The organism is Citrobacter sp. Cpo040 (genome assembly GCF_030332915.1).
GTDB lineage: Bacteria > Pseudomonadota > Gammaproteobacteria > Enterobacterales > Enterobacteriaceae > Citrobacter > Citrobacter portucalensis.
Genome location: NZ_JAOWGX010000032.1, coordinates 37,376 through 59,070, shown reverse-complemented (window position 1 = coordinate 59,070; position 21,695 = coordinate 37,376). Strand labels below are relative to the sequence as shown.

The window sequence follows — 21,695 nt, the reverse complement described above, 5'->3', positions numbered from 1 at the left end:
TGATGCCTCAATCTCTCCCTCAATCCAATCCGTCTAAACGGCGGTTCCGTTGGCCAAAGGGGATGCCACAGCTGGTGGCGTTACTGCTGGTGCTGCTGGTGGATAGCCTGGTCGCCCCGCATTTCTACCAGGTGATTTTGCAGGATGGTCGGCTGTTCGGTAGCCCGATTGATATTCTCAACCGTGCCGCGCCCGTGGCGCTATTGGCGATTGGTATGACGCTGGTGATTGCAACCGGTGGCATCGACCTTTCCGTGGGGGCCGTCATGGCTATTGCTGGCGCCACTACCGCGGCGATGACGGTGGCCGGGCACAGTCTGCCGGTAGTGCTGCTTGCCGCCTTAGGCTCCGGCATTCTGGCTGGGCTGTGGAACGGGATTCTGGTGGCCATCCTCAAGATCCAACCGTTTGTCGCCACGCTAATCCTGATGGTGGCCGGGCGCGGGGTGGCGCAGCTTATCACTTCCGGGCAGATCGTCACCTTTAACTCGCCCGAACTGTCATGGTTTGGCAGCGGCTCGCTCTTACTGTTCCCTACGCCGGTAATTATTGCACTGCTCACGCTGGTGGTGTTCTGGCTGCTGACGCGGAAAACGGCGCTGGGTATGTTTATCGAAGCGGTGGGTATCAACATTCGTGCGGCAAAAAACGCCGGGGTGAACACCCGCATTATCGTGATGCTCACCTATGTGCTGAGCGGCCTGTGCGCGGCTATCGCTGGCATTATCGTCACGGCGGACATTCGCGGGGCAGATGCCAATAACGCCGGATTATGGCTGGAGCTGGATGCCATCCTGGCGGTGGTTATCGGCGGCGGATCGCTGATGGGCGGGCGCTTTAACCTGCTGCTGTCGGTGGTAGGCGCCTTGATTATTCAGGGCATGAATACCGGGATTCTGCTGTCGGGCTTCCAGCCGGAACTGAATCAGGTGGTCAAAGCCGTGGTGGTGTTGTGTGTGCTGGTCGTGCAGTCACAACGCTTTATCAGCCTGATAAAAGGAGTGCGTGGTCATGATAAAACGTAATTTACCGCTGATGATCACCCTCGGCGTGTTTGTGCTGGGTTATCTCTACTGCCTGACGCAGTTTCCCGCTTTTGCTTCCACCCGGGTCATTTGCAATATCCTGACCGATAACGCCTTTCTGGGCATTATTGCCGTAGGCATGACCTTCGTGATCCTCTCTGGCGGGATCGACCTTTCCGTTGGCTCGGTGATCGCCTTTACCGGCGTATTTCTGGCAAAGGCCATTGGCTATTGGGGCATTTCTCCGCTGCTGGCGTTCCCTTTGGTTTTGCTGATGGGCTGCGCGTTTGGTGCGTTTATGGGGTTACTGATTGATGCGCTGAAGATCCCGGCATTTATTATCACTCTGGCGGGAATGTTCTTCCTGCGCGGCGTCAGCTATCTGGTCTCAGAAGAATCCATCCCAATTAACCATCCGGTTTATGACATGCTCTCAAGCCTGGCATGGAAAATTCCCGGCGGTGGTCGCCTGAGCGCGATGGGATTGCTGATGCTGGCGGTTGTCGTCATCGGCATATTCCTGGCGCACCGTACGCGCTTTGGTAATCAGGTTTACGCGATTGGCGGCAACGCCACTTCTGCCAACCTGATGGGCATCTCAACCCGCAGCACCACCATCCGCATTTATATGCTGTCTACCGGGCTTGCGACGCTTGCCGGCATTGTCTTTTCCATTTACACCCAGGCGGGCTATGCGCTGGCGGGCGTTGGCGTCGAACTGGATGCGATAGCCTCAGTTGTGATTGGTGGAACGCTGCTCAGCGGTGGGGTCGGTACAGTGTTAGGGACGTTGTTTGGCGTCGCTATTCAGGGGCTGATCCAGACCTACATTAATTTTGACGGCACATTAAGTTCCTGGTGGACGAAGATCGCGATTGGCATTTTATTGTTTATTTTTATAGCGTTACAACGCGGTCTGACGGTGCTTTGGGAAAATCGTCAAAGCTCGCCGGTTACCCGAGTGGGTACGGCGGCAACACCAAAGTAACATCCTGATTTTGCACAAAACATTTAAATACCTAAACTTTTTCCGGTTGTAGTCGATAGGTTCTGTACAGGTCTGTTTTAACCCTACAACCGGAAATATAACGATGCCAAAATCCCTTTCAATTCGATCAAGTTTGTTGGTGTTATTGTCTCTGCTGACGTTCCTTCTGTTACTGACCGGTGGCATGGGGCTATATGCGTCTACCCATGTCATTACTTCGTTGATTTATCACGGTATTATGAGCGCTGCAATGTTGGCTGCTATCGCATTGCTGGTGGTCATTTGGTTTATGCTGCGAAATAAGTTTCTCAAACCGTTGGATAACATGGTTGAGCAACTGGAACGTCTGGCAACGGGGGATTTGTCGCCGGTTACCGCGTTGTCGGCCAGCGCCGAATTCAACCGCCTGAACGCGGCAATGGATGACATGCGCCATGCGCTGGGCGACTCGGTACAGCGCGTACGCGATGCCAGCTCGCAAATTGATATTGGCAGTCGTGAACTGACGGCCGGCAACCAGCACCTGGCGCAACGCACTGAATCGACAGCCACTTCGCTGGAGCAGACCGCCGCCAGCATGGAAGAACTCACGGCGACGGTGAAACAGAATGCGCAGAACGCGGAACAGGCGCACCAGCTGGCAAAATCGGTGTCGGATACCGCCGATCGCGGTAGTGAAATGGTATGCTATGTGATCGAGAAAATGCGCGATATTTCAGGCAGTTCCAGCCGAATCGCCGACATCCTCAGCGTGATTGATGGCATTGCTTTCCAGACCAATATTCTGGCGCTCAATGCTTCCGTTGAAGCGGCGCGGGCTGGTGAGCAGGGGCGGGGCTTTGCGGTTGTGGCTGGTGAAGTGCGTAATCTGGCCAGCCGCAGCGCCGAGGCGGCCAAAGAGATCCGTACGCTAATCAGCGATTCGCACACCCATGTGGGGGAAGGCAGTGAACTGGCGCAGCAGGCGGGCGAAACCATGGATGAAATCGCGACCGAGGTTATGCGTATGACCAAACTGATGCGTGAAATTGCCAGTGCGTCCCAGGAACAGAGTCGCGGCATAGAGCAGGTGAATATCGCGGTGATTCAGATGGATGAAACGGCGCAGCAAAACGCGGCGCTGGTACAGCAGTCTTCAGCGGCTACCCGCTCGCTGGAAGAGCAGTCTTCAGCGCTAATCGAAGCAATGGCCGTATTTAAGCTACAGAAAGCGTAAGCAGACGATGGATTTTGTAGGCCGGATGGCAACGCTACGCGTTTTATCCGGCCTACGTCCGTGCGATGAATAATAATTACGCGTCCGGGAACTCGCGGATAAAGCGTTCTACATCTTCAACCATATGGTCGTTACCCACGAAGAAGGAACGGCGCTGGTGCAGACTTTCTGGGGTGATATCCAGAATGCGTTCTTTGCCATCGCTGGCTTTGCCGCCCGCCTGCTCGGCCAGGAAGGCCATCGGGTTGCATTCATACAGCAGACGCAGTTTCCCTTGCGGGTGGCTGGCGGTGCTTGGGTACAGGTAGATCCCGCCTTTCAGCAGATTGCGATGGAAATCCGCAACCAGAGAGCCAATGTAGCGCGAGGTATACGGGCGCTGGGTTGGCTTATCTTCTTCCTGGCAGAATTTAATGTACTTCTTCACGCCGTTCGGGAATTTGATGTAGTTACCTTCGTTAATGGAGTACGTGCTGCCTTTCGCCGGGAAGCGCATACGTTCCTGGCTGAGGCAGAATACGCCCAGAGAAGGATCGTAGGTGAAGGCATGTACGCCACAGCCGGTGGTATACACCAGCATGGTGGAAGAACCATAAACAACGTAACCTGCAGCAACCTGCTTATTGCCCGGCTGCAGGAAATCCTCTTCCGTAACCGGTGTGCCGACTGGGGTTACGCGGCGATAAATAGAGAAAATCGTACCGACAGAGACGTTAACATCGATGTTGGATGAGCCATCCAGCGGATCCATTAGCACAACGTATTTAGCGTGTTCACAGCCTTCAAAGACGACGATTTCATCTTCTTCTTCTGAGGCAATGCCCGCCACAATGTCGCGCGCCTTCAGTGCAGCTTTCAGTTTTTCGTTCGCGAACAGATCGAGTTTTTGCTGAACCTCTCCCTGCACGTTCTCAGCACCGCTGGCACCCAGGATATCGACCAGACCGGCCTTATTGATATCGCGGTGGATGATCTTGGCGCCCAGCTTTATTGCCGACAACAAAGCAGTGAGTTCACCGGTAGCATGAGAAAACTCGTGCTGCTTTTCGACAATAAATTCACCTAACGTTTTCATAACACTTTCCCTGCAATTTATGTGGAGTAAAGCGACCGCAACAATATTAACAAATATTTCCATTGCGGCGCTTAGGTGAATCGCGCCAGCAAACTGCGGAATATCCTGAAATGCGTTTCTCACTTGCCGGACATGTGCGTAAAATGGCCCCCAGATTAAAAAAGGATAGTGACGTATGCGCATTCATATTTTGGGAATTTGTGGCACTTTCATGGGCGGTCTGGCGATGCTGGCGCGCTCGCTCGGTCATGAAGTAACCGGTTCGGACGCCAATGTGTATCCGCCGATGAGTACCTTACTTGAGAAGCAAGGCATTGATCTGATTCAGGGTTACGATGCCAGCCAGCTCGACCCGCAGCCGGACCTGGTGATCATCGGCAATGCCATGACCCGTGGTAATCCGTGCGTGGAAGCGGTGCTGGAAAAGAACATTCCATACATGTCTGGCCCGCAGTGGCTGCATGACTTTGTCTTGCGCGATCGCTGGGTACTGGCGGTTGCGGGTACGCACGGTAAAACCACCACCGCCGGGATGGCGACCTGGATCCTCGAAGCCTGCGGCTATAAACCTGGCTTTGTGATCGGCGGCGTTCCGGGCAACTTTGAGGTTTCCGCGCGCCTCGGCGAGAGCGACTTCTTCGTGATTGAAGCGGATGAGTACGACTGTGCGTTCTTCGACAAGCGTTCTAAATTCGTACATTACTGCCCGCGCACGCTGATCCTCAATAATCTTGAGTTCGATCACGCGGATATCTTTGACGATCTTAAAGCTATTCAGAAACAGTTCCACCATCTGGTGCGTATCGTGCCGGGCCAGGGACGCATCATCTACCCGGAAAACGACATCAATCTGAAACAGACGATGGCGATGGGCTGCTGGAGCGAACAAGAGCTGGTGGGCGAACAAGGTCACTGGCAGGCGAAAAAGCTGACCACCGATGCCTCCGAGTGGGAAGTGTGGCTGGACGGTGAAAAAGTCGGCGAAGTGAAGTGGGGCCTGGTGGGCGAGCACAACATGCACAACGGCCTGATGGCGATTGCAGCCGCGCGTCATGTTGGCGTCGTGCCTGCGGATGCGGCCAATGCATTGGGCTCGTTCATCAACGCTCGTCGCCGTCTTGAGCTGCGCGGTGAAGCCAATGGCGTGACGGTGTATGACGATTTTGCCCATCACCCAACGGCCATTCTGGCAACGCTTGCGGCACTGCGCGGTAAAGTGGGCGGCACGGCGCGCATCATCGCGGTGCTGGAACCTCGCTCGAACACCATGAAAATGGGTTTGTGCAAAGATGACCTAGCGCCGTCGTTAGGGCGTGCAGACGAAGTGTTCCTGCTGCAACCCCCGCACATTCCGTGGCAGGTAGCAGAAGTCGCTGAAGCCTGCGTTCAGCCGGCACACTGGAGCGGCGATGTGGATGCACTGGCAGATATGGTGGTGAAAACCGCACAGCCTGGCGATCACATTCTGGTGATGAGCAACGGCGGGTTTGGCGGCATCCATCAAAAACTGCTGGATGGTCTGGCGAAGAAAGCTCAGGCAGAAGAAGAGTAAAAAAATGCCCGGTGGCGCTACGCTTACCGGGCCTACAACGGATCGTAGGCCGGATAAGGTATTTGCACCGCCATCCGGCACTTTCGGCGGACGAAGAGGTTAGGCCTCGTTTTCCGCCAGTTCACGCAGATACTGGAAGATCTGGCGGGAAGATTTTGGCGGCTTGTTGCCCGCTTTTTCTTTCCTAGCGTTACGCACCAGCGAACGCAGTTGCTGACGGTCGGCGTCAGGCCACAGGTTCATCACTTCTTCGATAGCTTCATCGCTACCGTCAACCATACGGTCACGCAGTTGCTCCAGCTTATGGAAGACAACGACCTGTTGGTTGTGACGGTTTTTCAGCTTGTCCAATGCCTGACGGATAGGATCAACATCGCGCTGGCGCAACATTTTGCCAATCAGCTGCAGCTGACGACGGCGACCTTCCATCTTAATACGCTGGGCCAGCTCAATCGCGGCACGTAAATCCGCATCGAGCGGGATTTTATCCAGCGCGTTTTTCCCCAGTTTTACCAGTTCCACACCCAGGTGTTTTAACTCCTCGGCGTCACGTTTTATTTCACTTTTACTGACCCAGATAATTTCATCGTCTTCGTCTTCGATGTCATCACCGGGAACGTCGTCGAGCCAGTCTTCGGGCTGCTTAGTCATGTCAGGCTCCTTAAAAAAAGAGGCTAATGTTACCAGTTAAGATGCGCACTGAAAAACGGTTCTCTGTTAGACTTCAGAGAAACTCTCTCTACATTATGGCATTTGCGATGAAAGTAATCTCACAAGTTGAAGCGCAGCGTAAGATTCTGGAAGAAGCAGTCTCGACGGCACTGGAATTAGCATCAGGTAAGTCGGATGGCGCGGAAGTCGCTGTGAGCAAGACCACGGGTATTAGCGTCAGCACCCGTTATGGTGAAGTGGAGAACGTCGAATTCAATAGCGATGGTGCACTGGGGATTACGGTTTACCACCAGAACCGTAAGGGCAGCGCATCGTCCACCGATTTAAGCCCGCAGGCGATTGCACGCACCGTGCAGGCCGCGCTGGACATTGCACGTTACACTTCGCCGGACCCGTGCGCGGGCGTGGCAGATAAAGAACTGCTGGCCTTTGATGCGCCCGATCTGGACCTGTTCCACCCGGCGGAAGTTTCCCCTGACGAAGCTATCGAACTGGCTGCCCGCGCTGAACAGGCGGCGTTGCAGGCCGACAAACGCATCACCAACACCGAAGGCGGCAGCTTTAACAGCCACTATGGTATCAAAGTGTTTGGCAACAGCCACGGTATGCTGCAGGGCTACTGCTCCACGCGCCATTCCCTTTCCAGTTGCGTAATCGCAGAAGAAAATGGTGATATGGAGCGTGATTACGCTTACACCATTGGCCGGGCGATGGGCGATCTGCAAACGCCGGAGTGGGTGGGGGCAGACTGCGCTCGCCGTACCTTATCTCGCCTGTCTCCGCGTAAGCTGTCCACCATGAAAGCGCCGGTGATTTTCGCCAATGAAGTGGCGACCGGACTGTTCGGACACCTGGTTGGCGCCATTGCGGGCGGCTCGGTGTACCGCAAATCCACCTTCCTGCTCGACTCGCTGGGCAAGCAAATTCTGCCGGAATGGCTGACCATTGAAGAACATCCTCACCTGCTGAAAGGGCTGGCGTCTTCACCGTTCGACAGCGAAGGCGTACGGACCAAACGCCGCGACATTATTAAAGACGGTGTGCTGACTCAGTGGCTGCTGACCAATTATTCTGCACGTAAGCTGGGGCTTAAGAGCACCGGTCATGCAGGCGGGATCCACAACTGGCGAATTCCGGGACAGGGTCTAAGCTTCGAGCAGTTGCTCAAAGAGATGGGCACAGGTCTTGTGGTTACCGAGCTGATGGGACAGGGCGTAAGCGGCATTACCGGCGATTACTCGCGCGGCGCGGCGGGCTTCTGGGTCGAAAACGGTGAAATTCAGTACCCGGTGAGTGAAATTACCATCGCCGGTAACTTAAAAGAGATGTGGCGTAATATCGTCACCGTCGGCAACGATATTGAAACGCGCAGTAATATTCAGTGTGGTTCGGTCCTGTTGCCGGAGATGAAGATCGCCGGGCAATAATACCCGTCATACTTCAAGCTGTGGCGTGAATTATTGAGGGTATCTGGCGTTTGTTTATTTTTGAATAATAAAAAAGGAAGTGAGCAATGCGTAAACACCTGTTAGCGATCGTCGCAGCTTCAACGCTGGTTCTTGGTTCTTCTGCGTTTGCAGCCGATCTTGAAGACGATATGGGGATCCTCAACGACAACCTGAAAATCGTCGAAAAAACGGATAATGCGACTGAACTGAAAGATGCGTTAACCAAAATGCGTGCAGCTGCGCTGGACGCGCAAAAGGGAACGCCGCCGAAGCTGGAAAACAAATCCCCGGACAGCCCGGAGATGAAGGATTTCCGCCACGGCTTTGACACGCTGATCGGTCAGATCGACGGTGCGTTGAAGCTGGCGAACGAAGGTAAAGTTAAAGAGGCGAAAGCCGTTGCGGAAGAGCTGAAAACCACGCGCAACGAAAACCACAAGAAGTTCCGCTAATCTGCGCTATCCGGCCTGCATACCCGTAGGTCGGATACAACACCCCGCTACTGCACGTCCCATAAGTAAACGCTATCCCCATCACATTTTTTCATTTTTATCGCCCATTCATTGTTCGCACTTCCTTCCATTTTTCTGCTCGCTCTTGCGATCTCAATCACATTCTTCCAGTGATAAATCGTGGTTCCAGCTTTTTTTGCGGCACAGATCACTATCGCTGCACACCTTTCCACTTCGAAGTGGAAAACAACTCGCTACAAACTCATAACCTCCGTTGCTAATTTATCCTCAGAGACATTAACGGGGTAAGACGAGTGAATAACGGAGCTGTAATGAATGACATGGGGGAATCGGTGGAACTGGCCGACCGCATGCTGGCGCAGGTGTATGCCTTGCTGCGTGAACGCAACATTATTCCCAACGCCGTACAGGAACAGATGCTGACGTCGCATGTTCGCGCCATGGCGCACCGCTCGGTAACGGGTGAACCCTTACCAGAGGTCGATGCCAGCTTGTTTGATGAAATATCTGCCGAATCAATGGCGCTTGCCCGCGACGTGGTCGCCGAGTTTGGCAATCTTCCTGAGGAAGAGGCCTGGCTGCTGTCGGTGCACTTCGAAGTCGCGAAAGACAACCTTTAAGGAGCAAAAGATGGAACAGATTACCGTAGTGATTGGCGATCGTCTGGGTAAAGGCCAGAAAGTGGCGGCAGGCGTAGAGAAAGCGGGTGGCCGTGCCGTTGTGGTGCCGGGCGTTGCAGCAGATATGAAGCTGGGTGACGTGATGAAAGCGGAAAACGCCACCTTTGGTATCTCGTTTTGCGGCAGCGGTGGTGCGGGTGCGATTACCGCGCAGACCAAATACGGCTACAAGGCGAAATACGGCATGCGATCGGTCGATGAAGGGGTAACCGCCATCAACGAAGGGTGCAACGTACTGGGATTCGGCTTTATGGACAAAGAAGAGCTCGGCGAGCGCCTGGTGCAGGCGTGGCAAAAGAAATACGGCGCTTAAGCATGAAAGAGCAATTCACCACCACGGTGAGAGTCACGGGTAAGGGCGAGACCAAAGCTCGCGCCTTTGCCGATGCCCTGAACCACGTTCAGGCTGCGGTGATGAAAGCGTCGCCGCATATATTACTGCGTATTGAGCCACAGGATGTGCAGGTTGTTCAAGCGCGTGAATCGGTGCGTAAAGAGGCGTTTTTATTCCTCTTTTTGCGCCGGGAAAGACGCACTTTCAGCGTGGAGCTGGACGTGACCGTCAACGTGACTGCCATCAATCTCGACAAGGTGGATTTCGTTACGCAACGCTGATTCTATTAAAAGGCATAATTATGTTCCTGATAATATTAATAAAATCGCTCATTATCGGCGCGTTGGTTGGCGTTGGTGTCGGCGCTGGGGCTGCACGCATGTTTCATGCGCCGACCACTCAAGGGATGGGCGCGTTTCGTACTCTGGGAGAACTGAATTCCTGCGAAGGGGATCCGGCTTCTCACTTCTCGTTCGGCCTGGGCTTCTTCTTTAACGCCTGGGCTTCCTCTGTTGCGGCGGGGGCGTTCACGCAGGACGTCGACCATCGCATCATCCCCAACTGGGGCGCCGCCGCGCTGATGATTAAAAATCGCAACGTCGGTGAAACGCTGCACGACCCCAAACGCATGGCAATTGCCTGCGGCGTTATCGGGATGATCGTGGTGACCTTCCTGAACCTCACCGCATCATCCGTACCGGAAGCGTTGCAGGTTACCGCCGTCAAGGTGCTGGTGCCCGCGGCTAACCTGCTGGTTAACACCGTGATGCCAGTAATCTTCTGGCTGGCGGCGATCGACGCCGGTAAGAAATCTGGCTTCTGGGCCACCGTTTTTGGCGGCGCGGCGCAGCTGATCATGGGTAACGCCGTTCCGGGTCTGGTTCTCGGCATTCTGATCGGCAAAGGTGTTGAAGAGAGCGGCTGGAACCACGTCACTAAAGTGATGATGGTGGCTATCGTCGCGCTGTTTGTCCTGAGCGGCTTCTTCCGTGGCTTCGACATGAAGATGATCGAATCCTTCCATCTGACCGTGCCTAACTGGCTCGAACTTATCCACAACTCGCTCAGCGGCAAATAACGGAGGTCATCATGGAACAGAATAAAGGTTTTTGGTTCGCTGACTGGTCGTTCCCGATCTTTGTGGGCCTGCTCTCCTCTGGCGTGTTTGCCGGAACACACATGTACTACCTGTACGGTATTGGCGCATTTAACGAAGTGGCTTTTGTGGCGATGCTGAAGGCGGGAATGGATACCGGCTCCTACGGAGCAGTGGCGGCATTTGGCGCAAGCTTCCTGTTTGCCCGCATCATTGAAGGTTCGCTGGTGGGGATTTTGGATATCGGCGGGGCGATTCAGACCGGGGTTGGGTTAGGTGTTCCGGCGCTGCTGCTGGGCGCGGGCATTATCTTCCCGGTCGCCAACTTCGCCGCCTCGCTGGTCACCGGTCTGGTGATTGGTCTGGCGATTGGCTACATCATCATTCTGGCGCGTAAGTTCACCATCAACCAGAGCGACTCGACCTACGGTGCGGACGTCATGATGGGGGCCGGTAACGCCTCCGGACGCTTCCTCGGGCCGTTGATTATCCTCAGCGCGATGACGGCTTCGATTCCTATCGGAATCGGTTCTCTGGCAGGCGCGCTGCTGTTTTACCTGTGGCAAAAACCGATTACCGGCGGGGCGATCCTCGGCGCAATGATCCTCGGGTCCATCTTCCCGATTGCCATTAGTTGATGGTGTGTCGTTGTAGGCCGGATAAGGCGCAGCCGCCATCCGGCAATGACGCCTGATGGCGCTGCGCTTATCAGGCCTACACGACCGCCCCCATTTCAACAGGAGAGAGAGACATGTTTGATTTACTCCTGCGCCGTGCGCGCCTCGTTGACGATACGGTGAGCGATATTGCGCTCAAAGACGGCAAGATCGCGGCGTTGGGCGACGTTGATGGCCCGGCGCTGAAAACCATCGAGCTGGGCGGTGAGTGCTACGTCAGCGCAGGCTGGATTGACTCCCACGTTCATTGCTACCCGAAATCCCCGATTTACCACGACCAGCCGGATAGCGTTGGTATTGCGACCGGCGTCACTACCGTAGTGGATGCGGGCAGCACCGGGGCGGATGACATCGACGATTTTTACACCCTGACCCGGGAAGCTGCCACCGAAGTGTACGCGTTGCTGAATATCTCCCGCGTTGGGCTTATCGCCCAGAATGAGCTGGCCAACATGGCCAATATTGACGCTGATGCGGTGCGAGAGGCGGTGAAACGCCACCCTGATTTTATCGTCGGTCTGAAGGCACGTATGAGCAGCAGCGTAGTCGGTGAAAATGGCATCACGCCGCTGGATCGCGCCAAAGCGATGCAAGCGCAGAACGGTGATCTGCCGCTGATGGTGCACATCGGCAACAACCCGCCGGACCTGGATGAGATCGCCGAGCGCCTGAGCGCAGGTGACATCATTACCCACTGTTACAACGGTAAGCCGAATCGCATTCTGACGCCGCAAGGCGAGCTGCGGGTGTCAGTGACGCGGGCGATTTCACGCGGCGTGCGTCTGGACGTTGGGCATGGCACCGCCAGCCTGAGCTTTGCGGTGGCAAAACGCGCTATCGAACTGGGTATTTTGCCGCACACCATCAGCTCCGATATTTACTGTCGTAACCGTATCAGCGGCCCGGTGCATTCCCTGGCGAATGTGATGTCGAAATTCCTCGCCATTGGGATGTCGCTTCCGCAGGTCATTGAATGCGTTACCGCCAATGCCGCCGATGGTCTGCGCCTGAAACAGAAGGGGCGGCTGCAGGTCGGTCTGGACGCCGATTTAACCCTCTTTACGCTTAAGCGCCAGCCAACCGTGCTGGTAGATGCAGAAAACGACAGCCTGCAGGCTGAACAACTGCTGGTGCCGCTTGCCGCAATACGTGCGGGCAAGGGCTATATGACCGAACAAGGGAGCGCGGAACATGCCTTCGATTTTTGAGAAATACGATTTAAAACAGGTGATTAATACCTCCGGCCGCATGACGGCGCTCGGCGTTTCCACGCCGCGACCAGAAGTGGTTGAAGCCGCGATGGCGGGGATGAACCACTATTTCGAGATGAAAGACCTGGTCAATAAAACTGGCGACTACATCGCGAAATTGCTGGAAGTGGAGGGGGCAACGGTTGTCTCTTGCGCCTCGGCCGGGATTGCCCTGTCGGTGGCTGGCGTATTGGTTAAAGACAGCGACTGGCTGCTGGAGAACCTGCACGTCACGCCCATCGAGAACAACGAAATCGTGCTGCCCAGAGGTCACAACGTCAACTTTGGCGCACCGGTGGGCACCATGGTAGCGCTTGGCGGCGGCAAGTTAGTGGAAGCCGGTTATGCCAACGAATGTTCCGCGGCACAGTTGGCGGCGGCCATTACACCGCGTACGGCGGCCATTCTGTATATCAAATCTCACCACTGCGTCCAGAAAAGTATGCTCAGCGTGGAGCAGGCTGCGGTGGTGGCGCGTACGCATAATCTGCCGCTGATCGTGGACGCGGCGGCGGAAGAGGATTTGCAGTGCTACTACCGGGTTGGTGCAGATCTGGTGATTTATAGCGGCGCCAAGGCGATAGAAGGACCAACCAGTGGTCTGGTGATTGGTAAAACCCAATACGTTGAGTGGGTGAAGCGCCAGACGGCTGGGATTGGCCGGGCGATGAAGGTGGGCAAAGAGGGAATTCTTGGCCTGACCTGCGCCATCGAACTGTATCTGAACGCGCAGAAAGAGAGCGGCGCGGAGATGGTCGAGAAAATGACGCCGTTCATTAATGCCTTGAACCAGCTTAACGGCGTGAGCGCCCGCGTGGTGTGGGATAGTGCAGGGCGCGACATCGCGCGCACGGAAATTAAGTTTGATGAAGCGGTCACCGGGATCGCCACGGGGGAACTGGTCGATGCGCTGAAACAGGGGGAGTACGCGATTTACTTCCGTGGTTACAAAGCCAATGAAGGCATTATCGAAGCCGATGTGCGCAGCGTCGATCGTGCGCAGCTGGAGATTGTGGCCCGTCGAATTGGTGAAGTGATTTCGCAGGAGAAAGAAGCATGAAACTGACCCCTAACTTTTATCGTGACCGCGTCTGCCTGAACGTGCTGGCAGGCTCCAAAGAAAATGCCCGGGACATTTATGCGGCGGCGGAAGGACACGTGCTGGTTGGCGTGTTGTCAAAAAATTACCCGGATGTCGCAAGCGCGGTAGCGGATATGCGTGAATACGCGGCCCTTATCGACAATGCGCTCTCCGTGGGGCTGGGGGCGGGCGATCCTAACCAGTCGGCGATGGTGAGTGAAATCTCCCGTCAGGTGCAGCCACAGCATGTCAATCAGGTTTTTACCGGCGTGGCTACCAGTCGCGCGCTGCTGGGCCAGCAGGAGACAGTGGTCAACGGTCTGGTCTCGCCAACCGGCACGCCGGGCAGGGTGAAAATCTCCACTGGTCCGCTAAGCAGCCAGTCGCCGGACGGTATTGTGTCGGTAGAAACCGCGATTGCGCTGCTCAAAGACATGGGCGGTAGCTCAATTAAATACTTCCCGATGGGCGGCCTGAAATGTCGTGACGAGTACATTGCGGTCGCGCAGGCCTGCGCCCGTCATGACTTCTGGCTGGAGCCAACCGGCGGTATCGATCTGGATAATTTCACTGAAATCCTGCAAATTGCCCTCGATGCCGGAGTGAGTAAAATCATTCCTCACATCTATAGTTCGATTATTGATAAGGTGAGTGGTAACACTCGTCCGGACGACGTACGCCAACTGATGGCGATGACCCGGGCCTGCGTAGGCTAACTGACTGATGAGGAAACTGACGTGCGATTCCCCAACCAACGTTTAGCACAGCTGTTTGCCATGTTGCAAAACGAAGCGCTTCCACAGGACGAGCTGGCGCAGCGGTTGTCGGTTTCCACACGCACCGTACGGGCGGATATCACCGCGCTAAACGCGCTGCTCACCCAGTATGGCGCACAGTTTGTCCTCAGCCGGGGTAATGGATATCAGCTCAAAATTGACGACCCGGCAAGCTTTCACACCCTGCAAACGCAGCAGCCCAATACGTTGCTGCGCATCCCACGCACCAGCCAGGAACGGATACACTGGCTGGTGGTACGTTTTCTGACATCGGCTTTCTCACTGAAGCTGGAAGATTTAGCTGATGAATGGTTTATCAGCCGAGCGACGCTGCAAAACGATATGGCTGAGGTGCGCGAGCATCTGCAACGTTATCATCTGACGCTGGAAACTCGTCCCCGTCACGGCATGAAGCTGTTCGGCAGCGAAATGGCGATCCGCGCCTGTTTGACCGATCTGCTGTGGACGCTGGCGCAGCAGGATCCGCAGCACCCGTTAGTGACGCAAGAAGCGCTGAATGCGGGGCTCCCTGAACAGTTGCAACCTGTTTTGCAGGATATTTTTGCCCGTTTCCATATTCGTCTGACCGATGAGGGCGAGCTGTTTTTACGCTTGTACTGCGCGGTGGCGGTACGGCGGATTAGCGAAGGATATCCACTCCCGGATTTTGCCGCAGAAGAAGCCGATCAATCGGTGTGCCTGGCCACGCGGGAAATCGCGGCGGTACTGCACCGCCTGGCAGACAAACCGCTTTCCGTTTCCGAAGAAAACTGGCTACAGGTGCATATTGCTGCCCGCCAGGTTCAGGAGATCGCGCCCAGTGCTATCAATGCGGATGATGACGAAGCGTTGGTCAATTACATCCTGCGTTTTATCAACACCCAGTACAACTACAACCTGTTGAATGACAAACAGTTGCATGCTGACCTGCTGACGCATATTAAGACGATGATCACCCGGGTGCGTTACCAGATAATGATCCCCAATCCGCTGCTGGAAAATATTAAACAGCACTACCCCATGGCGTGGGACATGACGCTGGCCGCCGTCTCGGGATGGGGAAAATATACGCCGTACACCATCAGTGAAAATGAGATTGGCTTCCTCGTGCTGCATATCGGTGTTGGGCTGGAGCGTAGTTACAACATCGGTTACCAGAGACAGCCGAAGGTTCTGCTGGTATGCGATGCCGGAAATGCGATGGCGCGGATGATTGAGGCGGTGCTGGCGCGTAAGTATCCGCAGATAGAGATCGTCGATACCGTAACGCTGCGCGACTACGAACAGCGGGAAAGCATCAGCGAAGATTTTGTCATCTCTACCGCGCGGATCGGTGAAAAAGATAAGCCGGTGGTGATGATTGCGCCATTCCCTACCGATTATCAACTGGAGCAAATTGGCAAACTGGTGCTGGTCGACAGAACCCGTCCGTGGATGTTGAACAAATTCTTCGATGCCGCCCATTTTCGTGTGGTTGACGAGCCAATGGATCAACAAACGTTGTTCAAAACATTATGTCGTCAGTTGCAGGATGAAGGTTTTGTCGACGCAGAGTTTCTTGATTCGGTGGTTGAGCGTGAGGCCATCGTCAGCACCATGCTGGGTGATAGCATTGCCTTGCCGCACGCCCTTGGTCTGCTGGCAAAGAAAACGGTGGTCTACACCATCCTCGCCCCACAGGGTATCGCCTGGGGCGATGAAACGGCCCACGTGATCTTCTTGCTCGCCATCAGTAAGAGTGAATACGAAGAAGCGATGGCCATCTACGATATCTTCGTCACCTTCCTGCGCGAACGCGCGATGACGCGGCTCTGCGCGTGCCGTCATTTCACCGAGTTCAAAGCGGTTGCGATGGAGTGTGTGAGCCGTTTTTGAGAAGCGTTATCCAGAATTCGATGTAATGCGAATGTAATGCTAAACTGCATTACACATTCGATTTTACTGGAGGCATAATGGCCACGCTGAACGTCCGTCTGGATGACAAACTCAAAAATGAGGCTTATGCCGTGCTGGAAAAACTGAATATTACTCCAACGGAAGCTGTGCGATTACTGTTTCAGTACGTCGCGGAAACGGGGCGCATGCCGGTGAAAACCGTCACCCTTAGCGACAGTGAAGATGCACTCATTCAGACAGTCCGGGAAAGGCTTGCCAGCCCGCAAAAGGGAATCAAGGTTAGTCTGGATGACTTATGAGCTGGAATTCGACCCGAGAGCCTTAAAAGAGTGGCATAAACTGGGTGATACGGTGAAGACTCAGTTTAAGAAGAAGTTGGCCGACGTGTTGTTGAACCCCAGAATTGACTCTGCCCGTTTAAATGGTCTTCCTGACTGCTATAAAATTAAGCTTAAATCGTCCGGGTACCGTCTGGTGTACCAGGTTCGGGATGAGGTTGTGGTCGTGTTTGTTGTCGCGGTAGGTAAGCGAGAACATTCAGCCGTTTATCACGATGCAAACAAACGGCTTTAGCGATTAACGCAAATGATGTACAACCTGGTTGCTGCTGCCGCGCCAGATCAGCGCCGGGTCTTTAAGATCCTGCACAAATTTGCCATCGACCAGCACGTTGATGAGATCCACCACCTGCATCTGTGCGGCGTTGAGTTCATCAAGCTTGTAGCCGGTCCACACCCAGATATCTTTTCCCGGACACTCAGCGTGAATACGCTGTACCAGTTGCAGAATATCCGGCACGTTTTGCGGATGCAGCGGATCGCCGCCGGACAGCGAAATACCCTGGCGAGGGATCCGCGTGTCGTTCAGATCGGCAATGATCTTGTCTTCCATCTCTTTGGTAAACGGCTGGCCAGAATTGAGTCGCCAGGTGCTTTTGTTATAGCAACCGGGGCATTCGTGCACGCATCCCGACACAAACAGGGTGCAGCGGGTTCCTGGGCCGTTAACGATATCGACGGGGTAATATTGATGAAACCTCATTTTTGCTTCTCATCCGCTTATCAATTCGCGCCATAGCTGCGTTAGCTGCATTCGTGCGCCCGAGTCACTTACTTATGTAAGCTCCCCGGGACCCACTCATTTGCTGCCTTGCTAAGACGTGAATTGCGTTGCGGAAAAAATGGCCCGAAAAGCATCGCATTGCCGGGCAATAATACTGTCGAAATTAACCTATCTGCCCATTACCTAAATGCTTAACGCGGCGCTTCACTTCTTCCTGCTTACCGGCGTTAAACGGACGAGCGTCCGGGCTGCCTAAATAACCGCATACGCGGCGAGTGACCGACACGCGCGCGGCGTCGTGGTTACCACATTTCGGGCAGGTAAAGCCTTTGCTGGTGCACTCGAACTCACCGGTAAAGCCGCACTCGTAGCATTCATCGATTGGCGTGTTGGTCCCGTAATACGGCACGTGCTGATAGCTGTAATCCCAGACGTCTTCCAGTGCTTTCAGGTTGTGCTGAATGTTCGGGTACTCGCCGTAGCAAATGAAACCTCCATTCGCCAGCGGCGGGTACGGCGCTTCAAAATCGATCTTGTCGTACGGGTTAACCTTTTTCTCCACGTCGAGGTGGAAACTGTTGGTGTAGTAACCTTTGTCGGTAACACCCGGCACCACGCCAAACTCGGCGGTATCCAGACGGCAGAAACGATCGCACAGGTTTTCACTTGGTGTACTGTACAGACTAAAGCCGTAGCCGGTTTCGTCTTTCCACTGATCGACCGCCTGACGCAGACGTTCCACAATGGCGATAGCTTTAGCGCGAAGCTGCTCGCTGTCGTACAAGTGTTTGTCGCCAAACAGCGCGTTGATGGTTTCGTGAATGCCGATGTAACCCAGAGAAATCGACGCGCGGCCGTTTTTAAAGATTTCTGACACGTCATCGTCTGCTTTCAGACGCACGCCGCAGGCCCCTTCCATATACAGGATTGGTGCAACGCGGGCCTTCACGCCTTCCAGACGCGCAATGCGGGTCATCAGCGCTTTACGCGCCAGGATCAGACGGTCGTCGAGCAGTTTCCAGAAGGTGGTTTCATCGCCATGAGCTTCCAGCGCGATACGAGGCAGGTTAAGGCTGATAACGCCGAGGTTGTTACGGCCATCGTGGACCTGTTCGCCGTTCTCGTTTTCCCATACGCCCAGGAAGCTGCGGCAGCCCATCGGCGTTTTGAAGGAGCCGGTCACTTTAACCACCTGATCGTAGTTCAGGATATCCGGATACATACGCTTGCTCGCGCACTCCAGCGCCAGCTGCTTGATGTCATAGTTCGGATCGCCAAACTTGTGGTTCAGACCGTCACGAATCGCAAACACCAGTTTCGGGAACACGGCGGTTTTACGATTTTTACCCAGGCCAGCAATGCGGTTACGCAAAATGGACTGCTGGATCAAACGCGATTCCCAGCTGGTTCCCAGGCCGAAACCGAAGGTGACGAACGGCGTCTGACCGTTGGCGGTATGCAGGGTATTCACTTCATACTCAAGGGACTGGAATGCGTCGTAGCACTCTTTCTCGGTACGGGAATGCGCATAACCGTCGGCATCTGGGATCTGCCACTCTTCAGCGGTTTTGCGATGCTTATTAAAGCTCTCGGTCACGAACGGTGCGAGAACTTCGTCAATACGGTTAATGGTGGTACCGCCATAAATATGGCTGGCAACCTGCGCGATAATTTGCGCGGTGACGGCCGTCGCGGTGGAGATGGATTTTGGCGGCTCAATCTCCGCGTTACCCATCTTAAAGCCCTGCGTCAGCATACCTTTCAGGTCGATCAGCATGCAGTTAAACATTGGGAAGAACGGAGAGTAGTCGAGATCGTGATAGTGAATATCACCACGCTCGTGCGCCTGGACGACATCACGCGGCAACAGGTGTTGACGCGCATAGTGTTTGGCGACGATACCGGCCAGCAGGTCGCGCTGGGTCGGGATCACTTTGCTGTCTTTGTTGGCGTTTTCGTTCAGCAGAGCAGAGTTGGTTTGCTCAACCAGACCACGAATTTCCTGGTTCAGACGGCCACGTTTTTCACGCTGTATATCACGGTCGTGGCGATATTCGATGTACGCACGGGCGAGTTGTTTGTACGGACCAGACATCAGCTGGTTTTCTACCGCTGTCTGGATCTCGTTGATATCGACCTGGCTGCGCTCATTCATCTGGCTACTAACGACTTCTGCGACGGTGGCACAGTAATCTGCGTCATCGACTCCCGCTGCTTTAGCTGCACGCAGAATGGCTTCTTTGATGCGCTCTGATTTAAACGGCACTTTACAGCCATCTCGTTTCATCACATGCGGTGTCATGATCACTCCATATTTATAAGAACAGGTTATCCACAGAGGTTGGAGAAGCGGCCATGGCTTTATTCATCTATCTGGCCAATGACTTCCCGCAATCCTGACCCACTTTATCCACAATTCCACCGTTAAACGGTGCACTGTAGTTGTAGCAATTGTAGTCGATTAATACAACATATTGGGTCGGCGTGCATTTTAAGTTCTATATGTAGTGATTTGCATCAAGGATGTTTACGATTTATTTGATGTAGCGCAAAGTAAAAATCGGAGCGTACAGATGACGGGCAGTACAGCGATTGTAAATTGTGGGCAGAAAATTCTGATTAATTATTCAACAAAAACAGGAAGCTAAGCTAAGCGTATGTAGCAACGCCCGGTAGCGCTATGCGTACCGGGCCTGAACATAATTGCAAGCTATTTTTGCAACCACCAGACGGCCTCAAAAGGACGCAGTGTCATGTCCCCAGGTTGGCTGGCAACCTCGGCATAGTTGTGCATCAGCACCTGCCAGTTTCCGTCGGTCTGGGATGGCTGCCAGTTCTGGAAGGTATCGCTTAGATTGGCAATGACCAGCAGCCGCTGCCCTTGCCACTCTCGTTGATAGCACCACAGATTCGGGCTGTCCGGTAGCAGATCCTGGTAGTCGCCCCAGGTGATAACCGGCTCCGCTTTGCGCAAGGCGATCAGCTTCTGATAGGTGTAGAACACCGAGTCGGTATCGTTCAGTGCTGCCGCCACGTTGATGTCTGCCGCGTTGTCACACAGATTGATCCATGGCTCGCCGCGGGTGAAGCCCGCGTGTTTGCTGCTATCCCATTGCATCGGCGTGCGGCTGTTATCGCGTGATTTACTGGCGAGGATCGCCAGCAGTTCTTGCGCATCGCGTCCCTGGCCGTTCAACTCGGCAAACATGTTATGGCTTTCCACATCGCGATAATCGGTAATCTGGCGGAAGTGCGGGTTGGTCATGCCAATCTCTTCACCCTGGTAGATGTAGGGTGTGCCCTGCATGCCATGCAGCACCATCGCCAGCATTTTGGCCGACGGAACGCGGTATTTACCTTCATCGCCAAAACGCGACACGATGCGTGGCTGATCGTGGTTACACCAGAACAGCGCGTTCCATGCCTGATTGTGCATGCCCTGCTGCCAGTGGTGGAACAGGGCTTTTAGCGCCAGATAATCGGGTTTTGCTAACGTCCACTTCTCACCGTTGGGGTAATCTACTTTCAGGTGGTGGAAGTTAAAGGTCATCGACAGTTCACTACCATCTTGTGCGGCGTACTGCTGGCAATGTTCAAGCGTAGTGGAAGACATTTCGCCGACCGTCATCAGGTTGCGTGGGGTAAAAACATCGCGGTTCATCTCACGCAAAAATTCATGCGCTCGTGGGCCGTCGGTATAAAAACGGCGTCCATCGCCGTCGGGGTCGTTCGGGAAGTCCTGATCTTTAGAGATAAGATTCACCACGTCGAGGCGCAGTCCGTCCACGCCGCGATCGGCCCAGAACTCGCACACTTTCTTTAACTCGGCGCGGACCGCCGGGTTTTCCCAGTTCAGGTCGGCTTGTTCCGGAGCAAAGAGGTGTAGATAGTACTGCTCGCTTTCGGCGTGCCAGCCCCAGGCGTTGCCGCCAAACTTGGAGCGCCAGTTATTTGGCGGGCAGTCTGGCGTGCCGTCGCGCCAGAAATAAAACTGACGATACGGGCTGTCTTTATCCAGCGCTTCACGAAACCAGGCGTGCTGGGTTGAGGTGTGGTTAAACACCATGTCGAGAATAATACGGATGCCGCGTGCTTTCGCCTGCACCACCATTTCGTCAAAGTCTGCCAGAGTGCCGTAGGCCGGATCGACAGACGTGTAGTCTGCGACGTCGTAACCGTTATCAACCTGCGGTGAAATATAGAACGGCGTCAGCCAGATGGCATCAACGCCCAGCTTTTGCAGATAGTCGAGGCGCTGCGTCACGCCGCGTAAATCTCCGGTGCCGCTGCCGGTGGTGTCCTGAAAACTCTTGGGGTAAACCTGATAGATAACGCCGTTTTGCCACCAGTGGGGAATATTCATGGTTGTTTCCTGGAAATACGCTGGGGCGCAA

Annotated in this window: 22 protein-coding genes; 17 read left to right on the top strand and 5 right to left on the bottom strand. The window is 54.6% G+C overall.

Annotation, left to right across the window (positions count from 1 at the left end; all coding sequences use genetic code 11):
- The first annotated feature begins 2 nt into the window (after window positions 1-2).
- The 3 genes from ytfT (at window position 3) to OGX86_RS02580 (ending at window position 3,229) form a co-directional block, all read left to right on the top strand.
- Window positions 3-1,025 (top strand): galactofuranose ABC transporter, ATP-binding protein YtfT, encoded by a 1,023-nt coding sequence (gene ytfT / locus OGX86_RS02590; RefSeq protein ID WP_003830397.1) that lies wholly within the window; start codon window positions 3-5, stop codon window positions 1,023-1,025.
- Window positions 1,012-2,013 carry a galactofuranose ABC transporter, permease protein YjfF gene (gene yjfF / locus OGX86_RS02585; protein ID WP_048215066.1) on the top strand — a complete coding sequence of 334 codons (1,002 nt, stop codon included), beginning with the start codon at window positions 1,012-1,014 and terminating at the stop codon, window positions 2,011-2,013. The genes ytfT and yjfF overlap by 14 nt, the downstream gene beginning before the upstream one ends.
- Before the next feature lie 103 nt (window positions 2,014-2,116).
- Window positions 2,117-3,229, top strand: coding sequence for a methyl-accepting chemotaxis protein (locus OGX86_RS02580; RefSeq protein ID WP_286639250.1), 1,113 nt, complete (start codon window positions 2,117-2,119; stop codon window positions 3,227-3,229).
- A gap of 76 nt (window positions 3,230-3,305) precedes the next feature.
- On the opposite strand, the gene fbp is transcribed toward OGX86_RS02580, so the two are convergent.
- Window positions 3,306-4,304, bottom strand: coding sequence for a class 1 fructose-bisphosphatase (fbp, locus tag OGX86_RS02575; RefSeq protein ID WP_003830390.1), 999 nt, complete (start codon window positions 4,302-4,304; stop codon window positions 3,306-3,308).
- A gap of 175 nt (window positions 4,305-4,479) precedes the next feature.
- Between fbp and mpl the strand changes: the two genes are divergently transcribed.
- On the top strand, window positions 4,480-5,856 hold the full coding sequence (gene mpl, locus OGX86_RS02570; protein ID WP_003830388.1) for a UDP-N-acetylmuramate:L-alanyl-gamma-D-glutamyl-meso-diaminopimelate ligase: 1,377 nt from the start codon (window positions 4,480-4,482) through the stop codon (window positions 5,854-5,856).
- 99 nt (window positions 5,857-5,955) lie between these two features.
- Here the strand turns inward: mpl and yjgA are convergent, their stop codons facing one another.
- Window positions 5,956-6,507, bottom strand: coding sequence for a ribosome biogenesis factor YjgA (gene yjgA, locus OGX86_RS02565; protein ID WP_008786039.1), 552 nt, complete (start codon window positions 6,505-6,507; stop codon window positions 5,956-5,958).
- Window positions 6,508-6,602: 95 nt separating this feature from the next.
- Between yjgA and pmbA the strand changes: the two genes are divergently transcribed.
- The 13 genes from pmbA (at window position 6,603) to OGX86_RS02500 (ending at window position 16,812) form a co-directional block, all read left to right on the top strand.
- The gene (gene pmbA, locus OGX86_RS02560; protein ID WP_048215065.1) at window positions 6,603-7,955 is read left to right on the top strand and encodes a metalloprotease PmbA; all 1,353 of its coding nucleotides are present in this window, start codon (window positions 6,603-6,605) and stop codon (window positions 7,953-7,955) included.
- Between the two features lie 86 nt (window positions 7,956-8,041).
- Complete coding sequence (gene cybC / locus OGX86_RS02555) at window positions 8,042-8,428, top strand: cytochrome b562 (protein WP_003025756.1); 387 nt, start codon at window positions 8,042-8,044, stop codon at window positions 8,426-8,428.
- 332 nt (window positions 8,429-8,760) lie between these two features.
- Window positions 8,761-9,069, top strand: coding sequence for a glycine dehydrogenase (locus tag OGX86_RS02550; protein ID WP_003025758.1), 309 nt, complete (start codon window positions 8,761-8,763; stop codon window positions 9,067-9,069).
- Between the two features lie 10 nt (window positions 9,070-9,079).
- Window positions 9,080-9,442: an SFCGS family glycine-rich protein gene (locus OGX86_RS02545; protein ID WP_008786042.1), complete on the top strand. Its 363-nt coding sequence runs from the start codon at window positions 9,080-9,082 to the stop codon at window positions 9,440-9,442.
- A 2-nt stretch (window positions 9,443-9,444) separates the two neighbouring features.
- Entirely contained in the window at window positions 9,445-9,744 is a 300-nt protein-coding gene (locus OGX86_RS02540) for a DUF4312 family protein (protein WP_003025762.1), read from the top strand.
- 20 nt (window positions 9,745-9,764) lie between these two features.
- A complete protein-coding gene (locus tag OGX86_RS02535; RefSeq protein ID WP_003025764.1) occupies window positions 9,765-10,541 on the top strand; it encodes a DUF4311 domain-containing protein in 777 nt (258 codons plus the stop codon).
- Window positions 10,542-10,552: 11 nt separating this feature from the next.
- On the top strand, window positions 10,553-11,197 hold the full coding sequence (locus OGX86_RS02530; protein WP_003830379.1) for a DUF4310 family protein: 645 nt from the start codon (window positions 10,553-10,555) through the stop codon (window positions 11,195-11,197).
- A gap of 113 nt (window positions 11,198-11,310) precedes the next feature.
- Window positions 11,311-12,444 carry an amidohydrolase/deacetylase family metallohydrolase gene (locus OGX86_RS02525; protein ID WP_048227192.1) on the top strand — a complete coding sequence of 378 codons (1,134 nt, stop codon included), beginning with the start codon at window positions 11,311-11,313 and terminating at the stop codon, window positions 12,442-12,444.
- Window positions 12,428-13,546 carry a DgaE family pyridoxal phosphate-dependent ammonia lyase gene (locus OGX86_RS02520; RefSeq protein ID WP_128316769.1) on the top strand — a complete coding sequence of 373 codons (1,119 nt, stop codon included), beginning with the start codon at window positions 12,428-12,430 and terminating at the stop codon, window positions 13,544-13,546. The genes OGX86_RS02525 and OGX86_RS02520 overlap by 17 nt, the downstream gene beginning before the upstream one ends.
- Window positions 13,543-14,283: a 2-dehydro-3-deoxy-phosphogluconate aldolase gene (gene dagF / locus OGX86_RS02515; protein ID WP_048215061.1), complete on the top strand. Its 741-nt coding sequence runs from the start codon at window positions 13,543-13,545 to the stop codon at window positions 14,281-14,283. The genes OGX86_RS02520 and dagF overlap by 4 nt, the downstream gene beginning before the upstream one ends.
- A gap of 21 nt (window positions 14,284-14,304) precedes the next feature.
- On the top strand, window positions 14,305-16,218 hold the full coding sequence (locus OGX86_RS02510) for a BglG family transcription antiterminator (protein WP_286639244.1): 1,914 nt from the start codon (window positions 14,305-14,307) through the stop codon (window positions 16,216-16,218).
- A gap of 77 nt (window positions 16,219-16,295) precedes the next feature.
- A complete protein-coding gene (locus OGX86_RS02505) occupies window positions 16,296-16,538 on the top strand; it encodes a type II toxin-antitoxin system RelB/DinJ family antitoxin (RefSeq protein ID WP_003830370.1) in 243 nt (80 codons plus the stop codon).
- Window positions 16,528-16,812, top strand: a complete 285-nt coding sequence (locus OGX86_RS02500) for a type II toxin-antitoxin system RelE family toxin (RefSeq protein ID WP_048227188.1) — start codon at window positions 16,528-16,530, stop codon at window positions 16,810-16,812. The genes OGX86_RS02505 and OGX86_RS02500 overlap by 11 nt, the downstream gene beginning before the upstream one ends.
- A 3-nt stretch (window positions 16,813-16,815) precedes the next feature.
- Here OGX86_RS02500 and nrdG read toward each other — a convergent pair whose 3' ends face one another.
- The 3 genes from nrdG to treC form a co-directional block, all read right to left on the bottom strand.
- Window positions 16,816-17,280 (bottom strand): anaerobic ribonucleoside-triphosphate reductase-activating protein, encoded by a 465-nt coding sequence (gene nrdG, locus OGX86_RS02495; protein ID WP_168978611.1) that lies wholly within the window; start codon window positions 17,278-17,280, stop codon window positions 16,816-16,818.
- Window positions 17,281-17,464: 184 nt separating this feature from the next.
- Window positions 17,465-19,603, bottom strand: a complete 2,139-nt coding sequence (gene nrdD, locus OGX86_RS02490) for an anaerobic ribonucleoside-triphosphate reductase (protein WP_048215057.1) — start codon at window positions 19,601-19,603, stop codon at window positions 17,465-17,467.
- A gap of 408 nt (window positions 19,604-20,011) precedes the next feature.
- A complete protein-coding gene (gene treC / locus OGX86_RS02485; protein ID WP_286639241.1) occupies window positions 20,012-21,664 on the bottom strand; it encodes an alpha,alpha-phosphotrehalase in 1,653 nt (550 codons plus the stop codon).
- Window positions 21,665-21,695: the final 31 nt, after the last annotated feature.